The following is a 16,728-nucleotide window of genomic DNA, read 5'->3' on the forward strand; positions in this document are numbered from 1 at the left end:
GTCTTCATGAGGCTTGGCGCACCGGCTCCGGTGCGGTCTGGGGATCGAAGCCGCCGCCCAGGGCGACATACAGGGCGATCCAGGTGTTGAGGTGGTCCAGCTGCAGCGCGACGGCGCCGCTGTCGGCATTGAGCTTGAGGCGGCGCGCGTCTTCCAGTTCGTTGAGGTTGGCCAGACCCACGCGGTAGCGCGCTTCGGTCGCCTCGAACGAACGGGTGTAGTCGGCCACGGCCTGGCGGCTGGCCGTCAGCTGGGTCTTGAGCGCGTCCAGCGCCACCAGCGCCTGCTCGACGTCCGACACCGCGCTGCGCAGCACACCGGCATAGGCCAGCGCGGCCGCTTCGTAGCGGGCACTCGCGGCGTCGGCCGAGGCGTTCAGTCCACCACGACCGATCAGGGGCAGGTTCAGCGCCAGCGGCCCGACCGACCAGCTGTTGAAGCTGGTGCTCTCACCACCGGTGGAGAAGCGGTTGCGCAGCACATTGCCGCTCAGGCTGAGGCTGGGCCAGAGCGCCGCGCGGGCCACGCCCACGCCTTCGGCCGCAGCAATCAGCTCCTGCTGTGCGCGGGCCACATCCGGCCGCTGCCGCAACACGTCCATCGGCACGGCCGCGACGGCCAGCGACGAACCGGCCTGCGCCGGGTCGGGCAGGTTCGCACCGCTGCCCAGCCGCTCGCGCAACTGGGGCTCGTTCACCCCGGTCAGTGCCACCAGTGCCTTGAACTGCTGTTCGCAACTGCGGGTCTGCTGTGCAAGGCGGGCCTGCGCATCGGCCCGGCCAGCGCGGGCGAGCGCCGCGGTGGCGGGCGCGAGCAGGCCGGCGCGTTCGGTGTCGGCCGCGCTGCGTGCGGTGACTTCGCGCGAGCGAAAGTCGTTGTCGATCACGGCGCGCTGTGCGAGGCAAGAACGCCAGCCGAGATACAGACGCGCCGTTTCGGCCGCCGTCAGCACCCGGGCCTGGTGCCAGCCCGCCTGAGCCGCGGCCGCTTCGGCGGCGGATTGCCGCACCGACGACGCGTTCTGGCCCCAGAGGTCCAGCGCCCATGAAGCCTGCAGGCCCGCGTTCATGCCGGTGCCCAGCGGCGCGCTGGCGCTGACACCGCGGTAGACACCTGCCGTCAGGCCGACCTGCGGCAGGCTGGCGCTGTCGGCCCCGGCCAGTGCGGCCCGTGCCGCGTAGACCTGGGCCCGCGCGGTCGCGACGTTGGCGCTGCCCTTCTGGGCGTCGGCGATCAGGGAGGGCAACTGCGCATCACCCAAGCGCGACCACCAGTCGGCCAGGGCGGCGGTCTGCCCGTTGTGGGGCAATGGTGGTGCGTACCAGCCCGCGGGCACGCTGCTGTCGGCGCTGCGCAGGGCAGCCTCGGGCGCAGGGCCCATGCTGCCGCAGGCCGTCAGGCCCGCTGCGGTTGCCAGGATCAGGAAATGTTTCATTGGAACAAGGAACTCCCATTGCGTTGCGGCGCAGCAAACCCGCAGAGCATATCGATGCCCGCGGCCCTCACCGGCCGATTTTTGTTTCAGTTTTTTTCAGTTTGGCTCAGCCCTGGAAACACCACATCGGTGTAGCCAAAGCGTGAAAAGTCGCGCACCCGCATCGGATACAGCATGCCCATCAGGTGGTCGCACTCGTGCTGGACCACGCGAGCATGAAAACCTTCGGCCTCCCGGTCAACCCTACTGCCGTCGGGGGAGAACCCTTCGTAGCGGATGCGCTGCCAGCGCGGCACGACGCCACGCAGTCCCGGCACCGACAGACAGCCCTCCCAGCCCTCTTCTTGCTCGTCGCCCAGCGGCGTGATCACCGGGTTGATGAGCACCGTGCGTGGCACGACCGGTGCCTCGGGATAACGCGGGTTGGGCGCGCCGGTGCCGAAGATCACGACCTGCAGGTCGACGGCGATCTGTGGCGCCGCCAGCCCGGCGCCATTGGCGTCGGCCAGTGTGTCCTCCATGTCCTGGATCAGCGCGTGCAGCTCGGGGGTGTCGAAGGCGGTCACCGGCTGCGCCACGCGCAGCAGGCGCGGGTCGCCCATTTTGAGAAGGGGTCGGATGGCCATGGTTGTCGGAGATGGCTTTTCAGCGGATCCGCGATTGTCGGCCGACTTGCCGCACTCGCCACAACCCCCACCGGCATTCCTGACAAACCGTTGTCAGCAGCCTTGCCGGCAGGAAGGTGCCCGCGCACGGCGCGGGCAACGGCGAAAACGGCGCCGTCAGGTCGCCGGCGCGGCCAGCAGGGCCAGCATGCCGGCCTCGTCGATCACCGCCACGCCCAGCTCGCGCGCCTTGTCCAGCTTGCTGCCGGCCTCTTCGCCGGCCACCACGTAGTCGGTCTTCTTGCTCACCGAGCCCGAAACCTTGGCGCCGGCGGCTTCCAGCAGATCCTTGGCCTCGTCGCGCTTGAGCGTCGGGAAAGTGCCGGTCAGCACGAAGGTCTTGCCCGCCAGCGTCTGGGCCGCGCGCTCGGCCGGCGCGCCCTCTTCCCAGCTCAGGCCACAGGCCCGCAGCTGCTCGACCACCTCGCGGTTGTGGGGCTGCTCGAAGAAGGTGTGGATGCTCTCGGCCACCACCGGTCCGACATCGCGCACTTCGAGCAGCTGCTCGGTGCTGGCGTCCATGATCGCGTCCAGCCCGCCGAAATGCCGCGCCATCTCCTTGGCCGTGGCCTCGCCGACGTGGCGGATGCCCAGGCCGAACAGGAAGCGCGGCAAGGTGGTCCGCTTGGATTTTTCCAGCGCGTCGAGCACGTTCAGCGCCGACTTCTCGGCCATGCGGTCCAGGTTGACCAGCGCCATCAGGCCCATGCGGTAGAGGTCGGGCAGGGTCTTGACCACGTCGGCGTCGACCAGCTGGTCCACCAGCTTGTCGCCCAGGCCTTCGATGTCGACCGCGCGCCGCTGCGCGAAATGCAGGATCGCCTGCTTGCGCTGCGCGCTGCAGAACAGGCCGCCGGTGCAACGGTGGTCGACCTCGCCCTCCTCGCGCACCGCGACGCTGCCGCAGACCGGGCAGTGCCCGGGCATGGTGAACGGCTCGGCGCCGTCGACCCGTTTCTCGGGCAACACAGCGACCACCTCGGGAATCACGTCGCCCGCGCGGCGCACGATCACCGTGTCGCCGACCCGCACGTCCTTGCGGCGCGCTTCGTTCTCGTTGTGCAGCGTCGCGTTGGTCACCGTCACGTTGCCCACGAACACCGGCGCCAGCTTGGCCACCGGGGTGAGCTTGCCGGTGCGCCCGACCTGCACATCGATCGCCTGCACCGTCGTCAATTGTTCCTGCGCCGGGTACTTGTGCGCCACCGCCCAGCGCGGCTCGCGGGTCTTGAAGCCCATGCGGCGCTGCAGTTCGAGGCTGTTGACCTTGTAGACCACACCGTCGATGTCGAAGGGCAGGCTGTCGCGCTTCGCTTCGATCGCGTCGTGGAACGCCACCAGCCCGGCAGCGCCGTCCGCCACACAGCGGTCGGCACAGACCGGCAGGCCGAACGCGGCCAGCGCGTCCAGCAGGCCGCTGTGTGTCTCCGGCAGTGTCCAGCCGAGCACCTCACCCAGCCCGTAGGCGAAGAACGACAGCGGGCGCTGCGCCGTCACCGACGGGTCCAGCTGCCGCACGGCGCCGGCGGCGGTGTTGCGCGGGTTGATGTAGGTCTTCTCGCCCTTTTCGCGCTGGCGTTCGTTGAGCTGGTCAAAGTCGTCGCGGCGCATGTAGACCTCGCCGCGCACTTCAAGGACTTCGGGAGCGTCGCCCCGCAGCTTCAAGGGAATTTGACCGACCGTGCGGATGTTCTGTGTCACGTCTTCGCCGGTCTCACCGTCGCCGCGCGTGGCGGCCTGCACCAGCACGCCACGTTCGTAGCGCAGGTTGATCGCCAAGCCATCGAACTTGAGTTCGGCCGCGTACGGGACTGCGGGCGCTTCGGGTGACAGCTCCAGCTCGCGCCGCACGCGCGCATCGAACGCTTCCGCGCCCGCAGCCGTGGTGTCGGTCTCGGTCTGGATCGACAGCATGGGCACCGCGTGGCGCACCGGGGTCAGACCGTCGAGGATCTTGCCGCCCACACGCTGGGTCGGCGAATCGGGTGTCAGCAGCTCGGGGTGGTCGGCCTCGATGGCCTGCAGCTCGCGGAACAGGCGGTCGTACTCGGCATCCGGCACCTCCGGGTCGTCGAGCACGTAGTAGCGGTGGGCGTGGTGGTGCAGCTGCGCGCGCAGTTCCGCCGCGCGCTCCGCCGGCGAAGGCTCGGCGGCAAACAGGTCTTGGTTCATCAGGAAAACAGGCGTCTAGCCTGGGGCGAGCCGGCGGACAGGTCGTGGCTGTCGAGGGCGTCGTACAGCGCCTCAAGGTCGGCGCCGATGCGGTCCATGGTGTCGCTGCCCAGCAGCTGGCCAGCGTCGTCGGTGATCACGCCGTCCATGGCTTCGGCCAGGGCCGAGGCCGCCTGGCGCAGCTTCACATAGGGCTGCTCGGAGCGCGGCACATGGGTCACTTCCAGCGACAGCGAGACTTCGCGCAAGGCGCTCTGCTCGGGGTCCTCGGCCATCGCGGCCTGCGGATCAAATGAAAGGCTCAGGATCGGCGCCTGACCGGTCACGCTGCCCGGCAGCACCATGCGCCCCGGCAGCACGCCGGCCACGAAGCCGAACCGGGCCGCGTTCTGCGACACATAACCCGGGCTCCAGGCGGCGCGGCGCGCCCGCAGCGTCAGTCCCAGCTGGGCATCGTGGCCGCTGGCAAACGCATCCAGCTCGCGCGCACGCGCCACTTCACCACGCATGTCGGGGAAATCGGGCATGGCGCCGATGGTGTCGGCAAAGGCCTGCGCCTTCATCACGAACTCGGAAAACTCGATGTCGTTGAGCGCACCGGCGCGGTTGGCCAGTTGCACGCCCACCTGCAGCGACCTGTAGCGCTGCCCGAGACGGGGAGCCTCCCACTCGCTGCCGTCTTCGATCAGACCTTCCACCGCGAACGGCTTGCTGCCGACACGGCGGGTGCCGGGCAGCGCGGCAATGACCGCGTCACCGGACACCGGACCATCCAGCTGCAGCGGCGCGATCACGTCGATCAGCGCGTCCAGCCCGGGCTTCTTCTCGGGCGTGGTCACCACGTGGTTGAGCGTCACCGCCACCGCGGGCGACGGGCGGATGTCCTCGCGCACCGACACCGCCTGGAACGGTTCGTCGCGCAGCACGGGCTCGATGCGCTCGCCGCCGCCGACGCTGTCCTCGCCCATCACCGGCTCGACCGCGCCACCGGGCTCGGCGGCACTGTCGCCGGTGACCTGCGGCGCAGCCTCGGCCTCCTGCAAACCCCGTGCGGTGCGCGGTGCGCTGCGGCGGGTGACCCAGGCGTTGTAGGCCACAACGCCGGCGAGAACGAGACCGCCGACGATGGCCAGGCTGATTTGCAGGGTGCTCATGGGGTGGTAAGCGGTCGAAGAGGTCTGTGGTGGGGTACTCAGGCGGACTCGAGCATGCCGGCGGCGGACTCCATGTCCACCGCAACGATGCGGGAAACGCCCTGCTCCTGCATGGTCACGCCGATCAGCTGTTCGGCCATTTCCATGGCGATCTTGTTGTGGCTGATGAACAGGAACTGCGTGCCCTTCTTGCTCATGCTGGTCACCAGGCGCGCATAACGTTCGGTGTTGGCGTCGTCCAGCGGCGCGTCGACCTCGTCCAGCAGGCAGAACGGCGCCGGGTTGAGCAGGAAGATGGCAAACACCAGCGCAATCGCGGTGAGCGCCTTTTCACCACCCGAGAGCAGGTGGATGGTCTGGTTCTTCTTGCCAGGCGGCTGCGCCAGCACCTGGACGCCCGCGTCCAGGATTTCTTCGCCGGTCATGACCAGCTTGGCGTTGCCGCCACCGAACAGCTCGGGGAACATCTGGCCGAAGTGCTGGTTGACGGTGGCGAAGGTGCTGCCCAGCAGGTCGCGGGTTTCGGCGTCGATTTTCTTGATCGCGTCTTCCAGCGTGTTCATCGCTTCGACCAGGTCGGCCGACTGCGCGTCCAGGAAGGTCTTGCGCTCACGGGCGGCGGTGAGTTCGTCCAGCGCCGCGAGATTGACGGCACCGAGCGACTGGATCTCGCGGTGGAAACGGTCGATCTCGCTCTGCAGCCCGGTCAGGCGCACATTGCCCTCGGTGATGCTCTGCGACACCGCGGCCAGATCGGCCTGGGCCTCGGCCAGCTGCTGGCTGTATTGCTCGACGCCCAGGCGCGCGGCCTGTTCCTTGAGCTGGAAGTCGGTGATGCGCTGGCGCAGCGGATCGAGCTCGCGCTCCAGTTGGAGACGGCGTTCGTCGCTGGCGCGCAGCTTGGCGGTCAGGTCGTCGTACTGGCTGCGCAGCGCGCCCAGCGCCTGCTCGCGCTCCAGCTTCATGGCCAGCGCCGACTGCAGTCCGGCCTCGGCGGCGGCGGCGGTGAAGCGGGTGAGTTCGTCGCTGGCGCGCTCGGCTTCGTCGGCCAGCGACTTTTCCTGCGTCGCGGCGGTGTCCAGCGAGCGCTGCAACTCGCCCTGGCGCGCCTGCAGGCTGCGCAGGGTGAAGGTCGCTTCCTGCGCCTGGCGCTCCAGGCTGCGCTGCTGCTCGCGGGCGCCGTTCAGGCCACGTTCGGCCGAGATCACCTTGTCGTCGAGTTGCGCATGCCGCTCCTGGCTGTCGGCCAGCTGCATGTCCAGTTCTTCGAAGCGGGCTTCGGCGGTGACGCGGCGTTCCTGCAGCTCGTCCAGCTGCCCGTCGACCTCGGCCAGGTCGGCGGCGATCTGCTCGCTGCGGGCACGGGTCTGTTCGGCCAGCTGCGTCAGACGCAGCATTTCCACCTGCAATTCGTGGGCACGGCCGCGGGTCTCGGCGCCTTCGCGGCGCGCGCTCACCAGCCGTTGCGAGGCGTCGGTGTAGGCGGCTTCGGCGCGCACCAGCGCGGCGCGCGCCTGCTCTGCGATCAGCACCTGCGCCTTGAGCTGCTTGTCGAGGTTCTCGATTTCCTGCGCCCGGGCCAGCAGGCCGGCCTGCTCGCTGTCGGGCGCGTAGAAGCTGACGCTGTGCGCGCTGACCACATGGCCGGCCGGCACATAGATGGCCTCGCCGGCCTGCAGCTGGCCGCGCTGCGCCATGGCTTCGTCCAGATTGGCGGCGGTCCAGCAGCCCTGCAGCCACTCGGCCAGCAGCGCTTTCTGGCCCGCATCGTTCAGGCGCAGCCAGTCGGTCAGCGGTTTGAGGCCGGCACGGGCGGGCGCGAGCACTTCGGCCGCGGGCGGGCTGTAGAACGAGAGCTTGGCCGGCGGCGCGTCCTGGCCGAAGGCCTTGACCATCTCCAGCCGGGACACTTCGAGCGCGCTCAGGCGCTCGCGCAATGCGCCTTCGAGCGCGTTTTCCCAGCCGGGCTCCACATGGATGCGGCTCCACAGCCCCTGCAGCCCGTCCAGCCCGTGTTTGGCCAGCCAGGGCTTGAGCTTGCCGTCGGTGCGGACCTTCTCCTGCAGCGCCTTGAGCGCGTCCTGGCGGGCCGACAGATCGGACTGTTTCGCCGATTCCTGGTTGACCGCCGCCTGGGCGGCACGGCGCTGTTCGTCCAGCTCGGGCACGCTGTCCTGCAGCTCGTGCAGCACGGCCTCGGCCAGCTCGGCGGCCTGTTCGGCCTGCTGGAACGCCGCCTGCGACTGCGCCACGCGGGCTTCGTCGGGCGCGGCCAGGGCGTTGCGGTCGGCCGTCAGGCGCTCGCGGCGCTGGTTGAGCTGGCGGCTCTGTTCTTCGATGTTGCGCTGCTCCGCGGCCAGCACCTGGATCTGTTGCTGCACCTGGTTGACGCTGCCGCGCTGCTCGTTGGCGGCGTTCTGCGCGGCGCGCAAGGCGTCTTCGAGCGCGGGCAGGCTGCCGGCCTGCTCTTCGCCCTGCGCGGCCAGCTCGATCGAGCGCTCTTCGGCGCCCACGATGGATTCGGCCAGCTGCTCCAGCTCGACACCGGCGTCCTGGCTGCGGGTCGACCAGGAGGCAATCTGCTCCTTGAGCTGCGCCAGGCGCTGCTCGGCGCGCTGGCGGCCCTCGACCACGAAGCGGATCTCGGCTTCGAGCTTGCCGACTTCGGCGCTGGCTTCGTACAGCTTGCCCTGGGCCTGGTTGACCTGGTCGCCGGCGGCATAGTGCGCCTGGCGGATGGTTTCGAGTTCGGACTCGACGCGGCGCAGGTCGGCGGTGCGCGACTCCAGGTCGTTCACCGCCTGCGCGGCGTCGTTCTTGACCTTGACCTGGTCGGCCTCGGCCTCGCTGCGCTTGAGGAACCAGAGCTGGTGCTGCTTGAGCGTGGCGCCCGACTGCAGGGTGTTGTAGCGCGCGGCGACCTCGGCCTGCTTCTCCAGCTTGTCGAGGTTGGCGCCGAGCTCGCGCAGGATGTCTTCGACCCGCGTCAGGTTCTCGCGCGTGTCGGCCAGGCGGTTGGCGGTCTCGCGGCGGCGCTCTTTGTATTTGGAGACACCGGCGGCTTCTTCGAGGAACAGGCGCAGTTCCTCGGGCTTGGATTCGATGATGCGGCTGATCGTGCCCTGGCCGATGATGGCGTAGGCGCGCGGGCCCAGGCCGGTGCCCAGGAACACGTCCTGCACGTCGCGGCGGCGCACCGGCTGGTTGTTGATGTAGTAACTGCTGGTGCCGTCGCGGGTCAGCACGCGCTTGACCGCGATTTCCAGGAACTGGCCCCACTGGCCGCCGGCGCGGTGGTCGGCGTTGTCGAACACCAGCTCCACGCTGGAACGGCTGGCCGGCTTGCGGTTGTTGGTGCCGTTGAAGATCACGTCCTGCATGGACTCGCCACGCAGTTCGGACGCCTTGCTCTCGCCCAGCACCCAGCGCACGGCGTCCATGATGTTGGACTTGCCGCAGCCATTGGGACCGACCACGCCCACCAGTTGCCCCGGCAGCATGAAGTTGGTCGGCTCGGCAAAGGACTTGAAGCCCGACAGCTTGATCGAATTGAGGCGCACGGTGACTCGGTCTCGGAAAGCTAACTGGTTGATTTATAAGAAAAATCCTCCCCATCACGGGGCCGGACCGCAACGCGCATGATACCGTGTCGACCTGTCGCCAGACGCACCGGCGACCTCGGTGCGGGGCCTTGGGATAATCCACCCCCATGAATCCCAAGTTGTCCCTCCTGCAGCCCTACCCTTTCGAGCGGCTGCGCCAGCTGTTTGCCGGCATCACGCCCAACCCCGCCCTGCGCCCGATCAGCCTGGGCATCGGCGAGCCCAAGCACGCCACGCCCCAGATGCTCAAGGACGCGCTGGCGACCGCGCTGGACACCGGCCTGACCGGTTACCCGGCCACCGCGGGCGAGCCCACCCTGCGCCAGGCCTGTGCCGACTGGATGCAGCGCCGCTACGGCGTCACCGTGAACCCGGCGAACCAGGTGCTGCCGGTCAACGGCTCGCGCGAGGCCCTGTTCGCCTTCGCCCAGACCGTGCTGGACGCCTCGAAACCCGGTGCCACGCTGGCGTTTCCCAACCCGTTCTACCAAATCTACGAAGGCGCGGCCCTGCTGGGCGGCGCCCAGCCGTACTACGTGCCCAGCGTGGCGTCGCGCAACTTCGCGGTCGACTGGGACAGCGTGCCCCAGGAGGTCTGGGCCCGCACGCAGCTGATCTTCGTCTGCTCCCCGGGCAACCCGACCGGCGCCGTGATGCCGCTGGCCGAGTGGAAAACGCTGTTCGAACTGAGCGACCGCCACGGTTTCGTGATCGCCTCGGACGAGTGTTACAGCGAGATCTACTTCCGTGACGAACCGCCGCTGGGCGGGCTGGAAGCCGCGGTCAAGCTGGGCCGGACCGACTTCAGGAACCTCATGATGTTCACCAGCCTGTCCAAGCGCAGCAATGTGCCGGGGCTGCGCAGCGGTTTCGTGGCGGGGGATGCGGCGCTGATCAAGAGCTTCCTGCTCTACCGCACCTACCACGGCGGCGCCATGAGCCCGGCCGTGCAGGCCGCCAGCGTGGCCGCCTGGGGCGACGAAGAGCACGTGATCGACAACCGGCGCCAGTACCGCGAGAAGTTCGCCGCCGTCACGCCGATGCTGGCCGAGGTGCTGGACGTGGCGCTGCCGGACGCGGCCTTCTACCTCTGGGCCGGCGTGCCAACGTCGTTCGAGGGGAAAATCGCCGGCCTCAGCGCCGACGAAGCCTTCGCCCGCGAGCTGCTGGCTCAATACAATGTGACGGTTTTGCCCGGCAGCTACCTGGCGCGCGCCAGTGGTGGCGCCAACCCCGGTGCCGGCCGTGTGCGCATGGCCCTGGTGGCCGAACCCGCCGAATGCCTGGAAGCCGCCGAACGCATCGTGCGCTTCTGCCGCGAACAGACCCACTGAACCGACCCTCTTCCACTTCAACGCTGACCAGCCTCATGACCCAACAACTGCAAACCCTGATCGACACCGCCTGGGACAACCGCGCCGACTTCTCGCCCGCCTCCGCTCCGAAGGAAGTGCTGGACGCGGTCGAACACGTGATCGCCGAACTCAACAGCGGCAAGCTGCGCGTCGCCACCCGCGAAGGCGTGGGCCAGTGGACGGTGCACCAGTGGATCAAGAAGGCCGTGCTGCTGTCGTTCCGCCTGAAGGACAACGCGGTCATGAAGGCCGGTGAGCTGGCTTTCTTCGACAAGGTGCAGACCAAGTTCGCCCACCTCTCCGACGCCGAACTCAGGGCCACCGGCGTGCGCGTGGTGCCGCCGGCCGTGGCTCGCCGCGGCAGCTACATCGCTCCGGGCGCGATCCTGATGCCGTCGTATGTGAACATCGGCGCCTATGTCGATTCGGGCACCATGGTCGACACCTGGGCCACCGTCGGTTCCTGCGCCCAGATCGGCAAGAACGTGCACCTCTCCGGTGGCGTGGGCATCGGCGGCGTGCTGGAGCCGCTGCAGGCCAACCCGACCGTGATCGAGGACAACTGCTTCATCGGCGCCCGCTCGGAAGTGGTCGAAGGCGTGATCGTGGAAGAAAACTCGGTGCTCGGCATGGGCGTCTACATCGGCCAGAGCACGCCCCTGTTCGACCGCGCGACCGGCGAAATCAGCTACGGCCGCGTGCCTTCGGGCTCGGTGGTGGTCAGCGGCAACCTGCCCAAGAAGGCCGCCAACGGCGCCGACTACAGCATGTACGCCGCGATCATCGTCAAGCGGGTCGACGCCCAGACGCGCTCGAAGACCAGCATCAACGACCTGCTGCGCGACTGAATGGCCCACACCCGTCGCAGCGCTCCGCCCCTCAAGGGGCAACACCGGCGGACTGGCAAAGCCAGTTCCAAGGTGTTCCGGGCCAAAGCACGGTCGCCGATGGGATGTGTGTTTCTGAATTCTTTTGAGGATTTGGCATGAGCAGCGGAACGATGGAGCGCATCCTGCGCCTGATGGCCGAAAAGAAGGCCTCGGACGTGTACCTGTCGGCCCACGCGCCGGCGATGATCAAGATCAACGGCCAGACGATCCCGATCAACAGCCAGATGCTGCCGCCGGATGCGCCGCGCAACCTGCTCTCCGAAATCGTTCCGGCCAACATGATCGAGGAGCTGGTCGAGACCGGAGAACTCAACATGGCGGTGCCGCTGGACGGCGTGGGCAACTTCCGGGTCAGCGCGATGCGCCAGCGCGGCAACTACGCGGTGGTGATCCGTTTCGTGCCGGCCGACGTGCCGGCGCTGGACTCGCTGAACGTGCCGCCGATCCTGAGCGACATCGTGATGGAAAAACGCGGCCTGGTGCTGATGGTCGGCGCGACCGGCGCAGGCAAGTCGACCACGATGGCCTCGATGATCGACTACCGCAACGAGCACAGCACCGGCCACATCCTGACCATCGAAGAGCCGATCGAATATGTCTACCGCAACAAGCGCTCGGTGGTGAACCAGCGCGAGGTGGGCCGCGACACCGCGTCGCTGCAGATCGGCCTGAAGAACGCGCTGCGCCAGGCGCCCGACGTGATCCTGATCGGCGAAATCCGTGACCGCGAGACCATGTCGGCGGCCATCGCCTACTCGCAGTCGGGTCACCTGTGCATGGCCACGCTGCATGCCAGCAACAGCTACCAGGCGCTCAACCGGATCCTGAACTTCTATCCGGTCGAAGTGCGCCCGACCATGCTGGGCGACCTCGCGGCCGCGCTGCGCGCCGTGGTCTCGCAGCGCCTGCTGCGCACCCACACCGGCGGGCGCGTGCCCGCGATGGAAGTGCTGCTCAACACCGCCCTGGTCGCCGACCTGATCCAGAAGGCCGATTTCTCCGCCGTGCGCGAAGCGATGGAGAAGTCGCTGGCCGTCGGCTCTCAGAGCTTCGAACAGGATCTGGCCCGGCTGGTGGTCGACGGACTGGTCTCGCGCAACGAAGCCCTGGCCCACGCCGACTCGCCCAACAACCTGATGTGGCGCCTGCAGAACGACTTCAACGCATCCAAAGCCAACCAGGCCGCGATGCCCAGCGAAGAAGACCAGAGCGACGCCGCCACCTTCACCGAGTTCACGCTCGACGTCAAATTCTGATGACCGCCACGCTGCGCCTTGCCGAAGAACTGATCGCCCGTCCCTCGGTCACGCCGGACGACGCCGGCTGTCTGGACACCATCGCTGCGCGCCTGACCCCGCTGGGGTTTGCCTGCGAGCGCATGGACAGCGGCCCCGACAGCTTCCGTGTGGCCAACCTCTGGGCCCGGCTGGGCCGGGGGCAGCAGCCCACCCTGGTCTGGGCCGGCCACACCGACGTGGTGCCCACCGGCCCGCTGGACGCCTGGACCACCGATCCTTTCGCGCCGAGCCACCGCGATGGCAAGCTCTACGGCCGCGGCGCCAGCGACATGAAGACCTCGCTGGCCGCGATGGTCGTGGCCTGCGAGCAGTTCCTCGCGACCACGCCGCAGCCAGCGATCGACATCGCCTTCCTGCTCACCAGCGACGAAGAAGGCCCGGCCAACGACGGCACCGTGGTCGTCTGCCGCGAGGTCCAGCGCCGCGGTGAGCGGCTGGACTGGTGCATCGTCGGCGAACCGACCTCGGTCGAACGCACCGGCGACATGATCAAGAACGGCCGCCGCGGCACCATGAGCGGCAAGCTCACGGTCAAGGGCATCCAGGGCCACATCGCCTACCCGCAACTGGCGAAGAACCCGATCCACCTGGTCGCGCCCGCGCTGGCCGAGCTGGCCGCCACGGTCTGGGACCAAGGCAATGCCTTCTTCCCGCCGACCAGCTGGCAGGTCAGCAACATCCACGGCGGCACCGGCGCCAGCAACGTCATCCCCGGCACCGTCGTCATCGACTTCAATTTCCGCTTCTCGACCGAATCAACGCCCGAGGGCCTGCAAGGCCGCCTGGTCGACCTGCTGACGCGCCACGGCCTGCAACCGGGCGCCGATTTCGACCTGTCGTGGACCGTGGGCGGCCTGCCGTTCCTGACCACGCCCGGAACCCTGGTCGATGCGGTGCGCGAAGCGATCCGTGACGCCACCGGCATCAGCACCGAACTCTCGACCACCGGCGGCACCAGCGACGGCCGCTTCATCGCCCAGGTCTGCCCCCAGGTGATCGAGCTCGGTCCGCCCAACGCGACCATCCACAAGGTCGACGAACATGTGGCCCTGGCCGACATCGAGCCGCTGACGCAGATCTACCTCGGCGTCCTGCAACGCCTGAACCGCAGCGTGGCGCAGGCCAGCTGACCACCATGAACCTGCAGGAACTGCTGGACCGCGCCGAAGCGCGGCTCGACGCCGCCGCCCTTTCCTATGGCCACGGCACCACCAATGCACGCGACGAAGCGGCCTGGCTGGTGCTCTGGTCGCTCGGCCTGCCGCTGGACAGCGACCTCGACGAGATCGCCACCGCGGCGCTGGCCGACGAGCAGGTGCGCGAGGCCGAAGCGCTGGTCACCCGCCGCATCGATTCCCGGCAGCCCGCCGCCTACCTCACGCGCGAAGCCTGGCTGCAGGGCGTGCCGTTCTACGTCGACGAACGCGCCATCGTGCCACGCAGCTTCATCGCCGAACTGATCGCCGACGGCGGCTTCGACGCCTGGCTGGGAGAAGACACGCGCCAGGTGCTTGACCTGTGCACCGGCAACGGCAGCCTGGCCGTGCTCGCCGCGATGGCCTGGCCCGACATCGCGGTGACCGGCGCCGACCTCTCGCCCGACGCACTGGCCGTGGCCCGCATCAACGTCGACCGCCATGGCCTGCAGGACCGCGTCACGCTGACCGAGTCCGACGGACTCGCGGCCTGCCCCGGCCCCTGGGACCTGGTGCTGTGCAACCCGCCCTACGTCAACAGCGGCAGCATGGCCGCCCTGCCGCCCGAATTCCGCGCCGAGCCCGAACTGGCCCTGGCCGGTGGCGCCGACGGCATGGACTTCGTGCGTGCGCTGCTGCGCGACCTGCCCCCCCGCCTGTCGCCCCACGGCGTGCTCGTGCTCGAAATCGGTCACGAACGCCCCTTCTTCGAAGCCGCCTTTCCCCAGCTGGAAGTGGTCTGGCTCTCCACCAGCGCTGGTGACGACCAGGTGCTGCTGCTGACCGCGCAAGCCTTGCAGGCACTCGCCTGCCCTACCGACTCCCGTCAATGATTACCCTGAAAAACCTGGTCCTTCGTCGCGGCACGAAGGTCCTGCTCGATGGCGCTTCCTGCACCATCAACCCCGGCGAAAAAGCCGGCCTCGTGGGCCGCAATGGCGCTGGCAAATCCAGCCTGTTCCGCCTGCTCGACGGCACGCTGCACGAAGACAAGGGCGACTTCAACGTGCCCAGCCACTGGCGCATGGCGCAGGTGGCGCAGGACATGCCGGAGACCGACATGCCTGCCACGCAGTTCGTCATCGAGGGCGACGTGACCCTGCTGGCGGCGCAGCAGGAAGTGACCGCCGCCGAGGCCACCGACGACGGTGAGCGCATGGCCCACGCCTACATGGCACTGCACGATGCCGGCGCCCACGATGCGCCCTCGCGCGCGCAGGCCCTGATCCTGGGCCTGGGTTTCCGCATCGACGAACTCGACCGTCCGGTCAACAGCTTCTCGGGCGGCTGGCGCATGCGCCTGCAGCTGGCGCGCGCGCTGATGTGTCCGAGCGAACTGCTGCTGCTCGACGAACCGACCAACCACCTGGACCTGGACGCCCTGGTCTGGCTGGAAGACTGGCTCAAGCGCTACCAGGGCACGCTGCTGGTGATCTCCCACGACCGCGAATTCCTGGACGCCGTGACCGACGTCACCGTGCACATCGAACGCGCGCTGCTGACCCGCTACGGCGGCAACTACAGCCGCTTCGAAGACATGCGCGCCGAACAGATGGCGCTGCAGGCGTCGGCCTACTCGCGCCAGCAGGAAAAGATGGCGCACCTGCAGAAGTTCATCGACCGCTTCAAGGCCAAGGCCAGCAAGGCCAAGCAGGCGCAGAGCCGGGTCAAGGCGCTGGAGCGCATGGAGAAGATCGGCCCGGTGCTGGCCGAGGCCGATTTCAACTTCGAGTTCGCCGAGCCGCAGAACCTGCCCAACCCGATGCTGGCGATGCAGGACGTGAGCTTCGGCTATCCCTCGCCCGAAGAGGGCGGTACGCCGACCGTGATCGTGCGCAATGTCAGCAAGTCGGTGCTGGCGGGCCAGCGCATCGGCATCCTGGGCGCCAACGGCCAGGGCAAGTCGACCGTGGTCAAGACCATTGCGCGCGACCTGGGCGCCATCAGCGGCCAGATCACCGAAGGCAAGGGCCTGAACATCGGGTACTTCGCGCAGCAGGAACTGGACGTGCTGCGCCCGGCGGACACACCGCTGGAACACATGATCCGGCTGGTCAAGGACTGCACGGCGCAAGGGCGCCTGAGCGGCCAGGCCACGCGCGAGCAGGATCTGCGCAGCTTCCTGGGCGGCTTCAACTTCGGCGGCGACATGGTCAAACAGGCCGTGGGCAGCATGAGCGGCGGCGAGAAGGCGCGCCTGGTGCTGTGCATGATCGTCTGGCAGCGCCCCAACCTGCTGCTGCTCGACGAACCGACCAACCACCTGGATCTGGCCACGCGCGAAGCCTTGTCGGTCGCACTCAACGAATTCGAAGGCACGGTCATGCTGGTCAGCCACGACCGTGCGTTGCTGCGCGCGGTGTGCGACGAGTTCTGGCTGGTCTCGCGTGGTGGCATCGCTCCGTTCGACGGCGACCTCGACGACTACCAGCGCTATCTGCTGGACGTCGCCAAGCAGGCGCGCGAGGCGCGGCGCCAGGAGGCCCGCGGCGAGCCCGCACCCGCCGTCGCCGCACCGGTGGCAGCACCAGCGCCTGCCGCTGCTGCAGCGCCGCCATCGCCCGGCGGCGCGGAGCAGCGCAAACTCGACGCGCAGAAACGCCAGCAACTGGCAGAACGGCTGCGCCCGCTGAAGAAATCGCTGGAACAGGCCGACAAGCGCCTGCAGTCGTTGACCCAGGAAAAGCAGCGCCTCGAAGACGCCCTGAGCCAGCCGGCCACACCCGCCGTGCTCGCCGACGCGGGGCGCCAGCTCAAAGCCGTCAACGACGAGATCGACACCGTCGAGGCGAAGTGGCTGGAACTGACCGAAGCCATCGAGGCGGCCAACGCTGTCGCGTGAACACCGCTGCGGGGTGACAGCCCGCACACGGCGCCCGGGTTTGGATGCGACGGGGTTCCCCGGGCCTCGAATGCTCGCTACAGTCTGACCGGAACAGAGACTTTCTCTCTACTTTCTGA

The 16,728-nt window shown here is 68.5% G+C and carries 11 protein-coding genes; 6 read left to right on the plus strand and 5 right to left on the minus strand.

Features of this window, described 5'->3' with window-relative positions:
* Positions 1 to 4 precede the first annotated feature (4 nt).
* The 5 genes from ACS5NL_RS16885 to smc form a co-directional block, all read right to left on the minus strand.
* The gene (locus ACS5NL_RS16885) at positions 5 to 1,435 is read right to left on the minus strand and encodes an efflux transporter outer membrane subunit (protein ID WP_439355042.1); all 1,431 of its coding nucleotides are present in this window, start codon (positions 1,433 to 1,435) and stop codon (positions 5 to 7) included.
* An 86-nt stretch (positions 1,436 to 1,521) separates the two neighbouring features.
* Entirely contained in the window at positions 1,522 to 2,061 is a 540-nt protein-coding gene (locus ACS5NL_RS16890; protein WP_439355043.1) for a peptide deformylase, read from the minus strand.
* Between the two features lie 156 nt (positions 2,062 to 2,217).
* Positions 2,218 to 4,272: an NAD-dependent DNA ligase LigA gene (gene ligA / locus ACS5NL_RS16895; protein WP_439355044.1), complete on the minus strand. Its 2,055-nt coding sequence runs from the start codon at positions 4,270 to 4,272 to the stop codon at positions 2,218 to 2,220.
* Entirely contained in the window at positions 4,272 to 5,426 is a 1,155-nt protein-coding gene (locus ACS5NL_RS16900) for a cell division protein FtsZ (protein WP_439355045.1), read from the minus strand. Before ACS5NL_RS16900 ends, ligA begins: the two co-directional genes overlap by 1 nt.
* A gap of 38 nt (positions 5,427 to 5,464) precedes the next feature.
* A complete protein-coding gene (gene smc / locus ACS5NL_RS16905; RefSeq protein WP_439355046.1) occupies positions 5,465 to 8,986 on the minus strand; it encodes a chromosome segregation protein SMC in 3,522 nt (1,173 codons plus the stop codon).
* Positions 8,987 to 9,135: 149 nt separating this feature from the next.
* Here smc and dapC point away from each other — a divergent pair, with 149 nt between their 5' ends.
* The 6 genes from dapC (at position 9,136) to ACS5NL_RS16935 (ending at position 16,609) form a co-directional block, all read left to right on the plus strand.
* Entirely contained in the window at positions 9,136 to 10,362 is a 1,227-nt protein-coding gene (gene dapC, locus ACS5NL_RS16910) for a succinyldiaminopimelate transaminase (protein WP_439355048.1), read from the plus strand.
* A gap of 35 nt (positions 10,363 to 10,397) precedes the next feature.
* A complete protein-coding gene (gene dapD, locus ACS5NL_RS16915; RefSeq protein ID WP_439355049.1) occupies positions 10,398 to 11,231 on the plus strand; it encodes a 2,3,4,5-tetrahydropyridine-2,6-dicarboxylate N-succinyltransferase in 834 nt (277 codons plus the stop codon).
* Positions 11,232 to 11,368: 137 nt separating this feature from the next.
* Complete coding sequence (locus ACS5NL_RS16920; protein WP_439355050.1) at positions 11,369 to 12,529, plus strand: PilT/PilU family type 4a pilus ATPase; 1,161 nt, start codon at positions 11,369 to 11,371, stop codon at positions 12,527 to 12,529.
* Positions 12,529 to 13,701 carry a succinyl-diaminopimelate desuccinylase gene (dapE, locus tag ACS5NL_RS16925; RefSeq protein ID WP_439355052.1) on the plus strand — a complete coding sequence of 391 codons (1,173 nt, stop codon included), beginning with the start codon at positions 12,529 to 12,531 and terminating at the stop codon, positions 13,699 to 13,701. Before ACS5NL_RS16920 ends, dapE begins: the two co-directional genes overlap by 1 nt.
* A gap of 5 nt (positions 13,702 to 13,706) precedes the next feature.
* Entirely contained in the window at positions 13,707 to 14,600 is an 894-nt protein-coding gene (prmB, locus tag ACS5NL_RS16930; RefSeq protein ID WP_439355054.1) for a 50S ribosomal protein L3 N(5)-glutamine methyltransferase, read from the plus strand.
* Positions 14,597 to 16,609 (plus strand): ABC-F family ATP-binding cassette domain-containing protein, encoded by a 2,013-nt coding sequence (locus ACS5NL_RS16935; RefSeq protein ID WP_439355055.1) that lies wholly within the window; start codon positions 14,597 to 14,599, stop codon positions 16,607 to 16,609. The genes prmB and ACS5NL_RS16935 overlap by 4 nt, the downstream gene beginning before the upstream one ends.
* The last annotated feature ends 119 nt before the right edge of the window (positions 16,610 to 16,728 follow it).

The organism is Hydrogenophaga sedimenti (assembly GCF_051857515.1).
GTDB lineage: Bacteria > Pseudomonadota > Gammaproteobacteria > Burkholderiales > Burkholderiaceae_C > Hydrogenophaga.

Bases quoted from the DNA above. Each gene is read 5' to 3' on its own strand.
- ACS5NL_RS16885 (WP_439355042.1), bottom strand. From the start codon at position 1,435: ATGAAACATTTCCTGATCCTGGCAACCGCAGCGGGCCTGACGGCCTGC.
- ACS5NL_RS16890 (WP_439355043.1), bottom strand. From the start codon at position 2,061: ATGGCCATCCGACCCCTTCTCAAAATGGGCGACCCGCGCCTGCTGCGC.
- ligA (WP_439355044.1), bottom strand. From the start codon at position 4,272: ATGAACCAAGACCTGTTTGCCGCCGAGCCTTCGCCGGCGGAGCGCGCG.
- ACS5NL_RS16900 (WP_439355045.1), bottom strand. From the start codon at position 5,426: ATGAGCACCCTGCAAATCAGCCTGGCCATCGTCGGCGGTCTCGTTCTC.
- dapC (WP_439355048.1), top strand. From the start codon at position 9,136: ATGAATCCCAAGTTGTCCCTCCTGCAGCCCTACCCTTTCGAGCGGCTG.
- dapD (WP_439355049.1), top strand. From the start codon at position 10,398: ATGACCCAACAACTGCAAACCCTGATCGACACCGCCTGGGACAACCGC.
- ACS5NL_RS16920 (WP_439355050.1), top strand. From the start codon at position 11,369: ATGAGCAGCGGAACGATGGAGCGCATCCTGCGCCTGATGGCCGAAAAG.
- dapE (WP_439355052.1), top strand. From the start codon at position 12,529: ATGACCGCCACGCTGCGCCTTGCCGAAGAACTGATCGCCCGTCCCTCG.
- prmB (WP_439355054.1), top strand. From the start codon at position 13,707: ATGAACCTGCAGGAACTGCTGGACCGCGCCGAAGCGCGGCTCGACGCC.
- ACS5NL_RS16935 (WP_439355055.1), top strand. From the start codon at position 14,597: ATGATTACCCTGAAAAACCTGGTCCTTCGTCGCGGCACGAAGGTCCTG.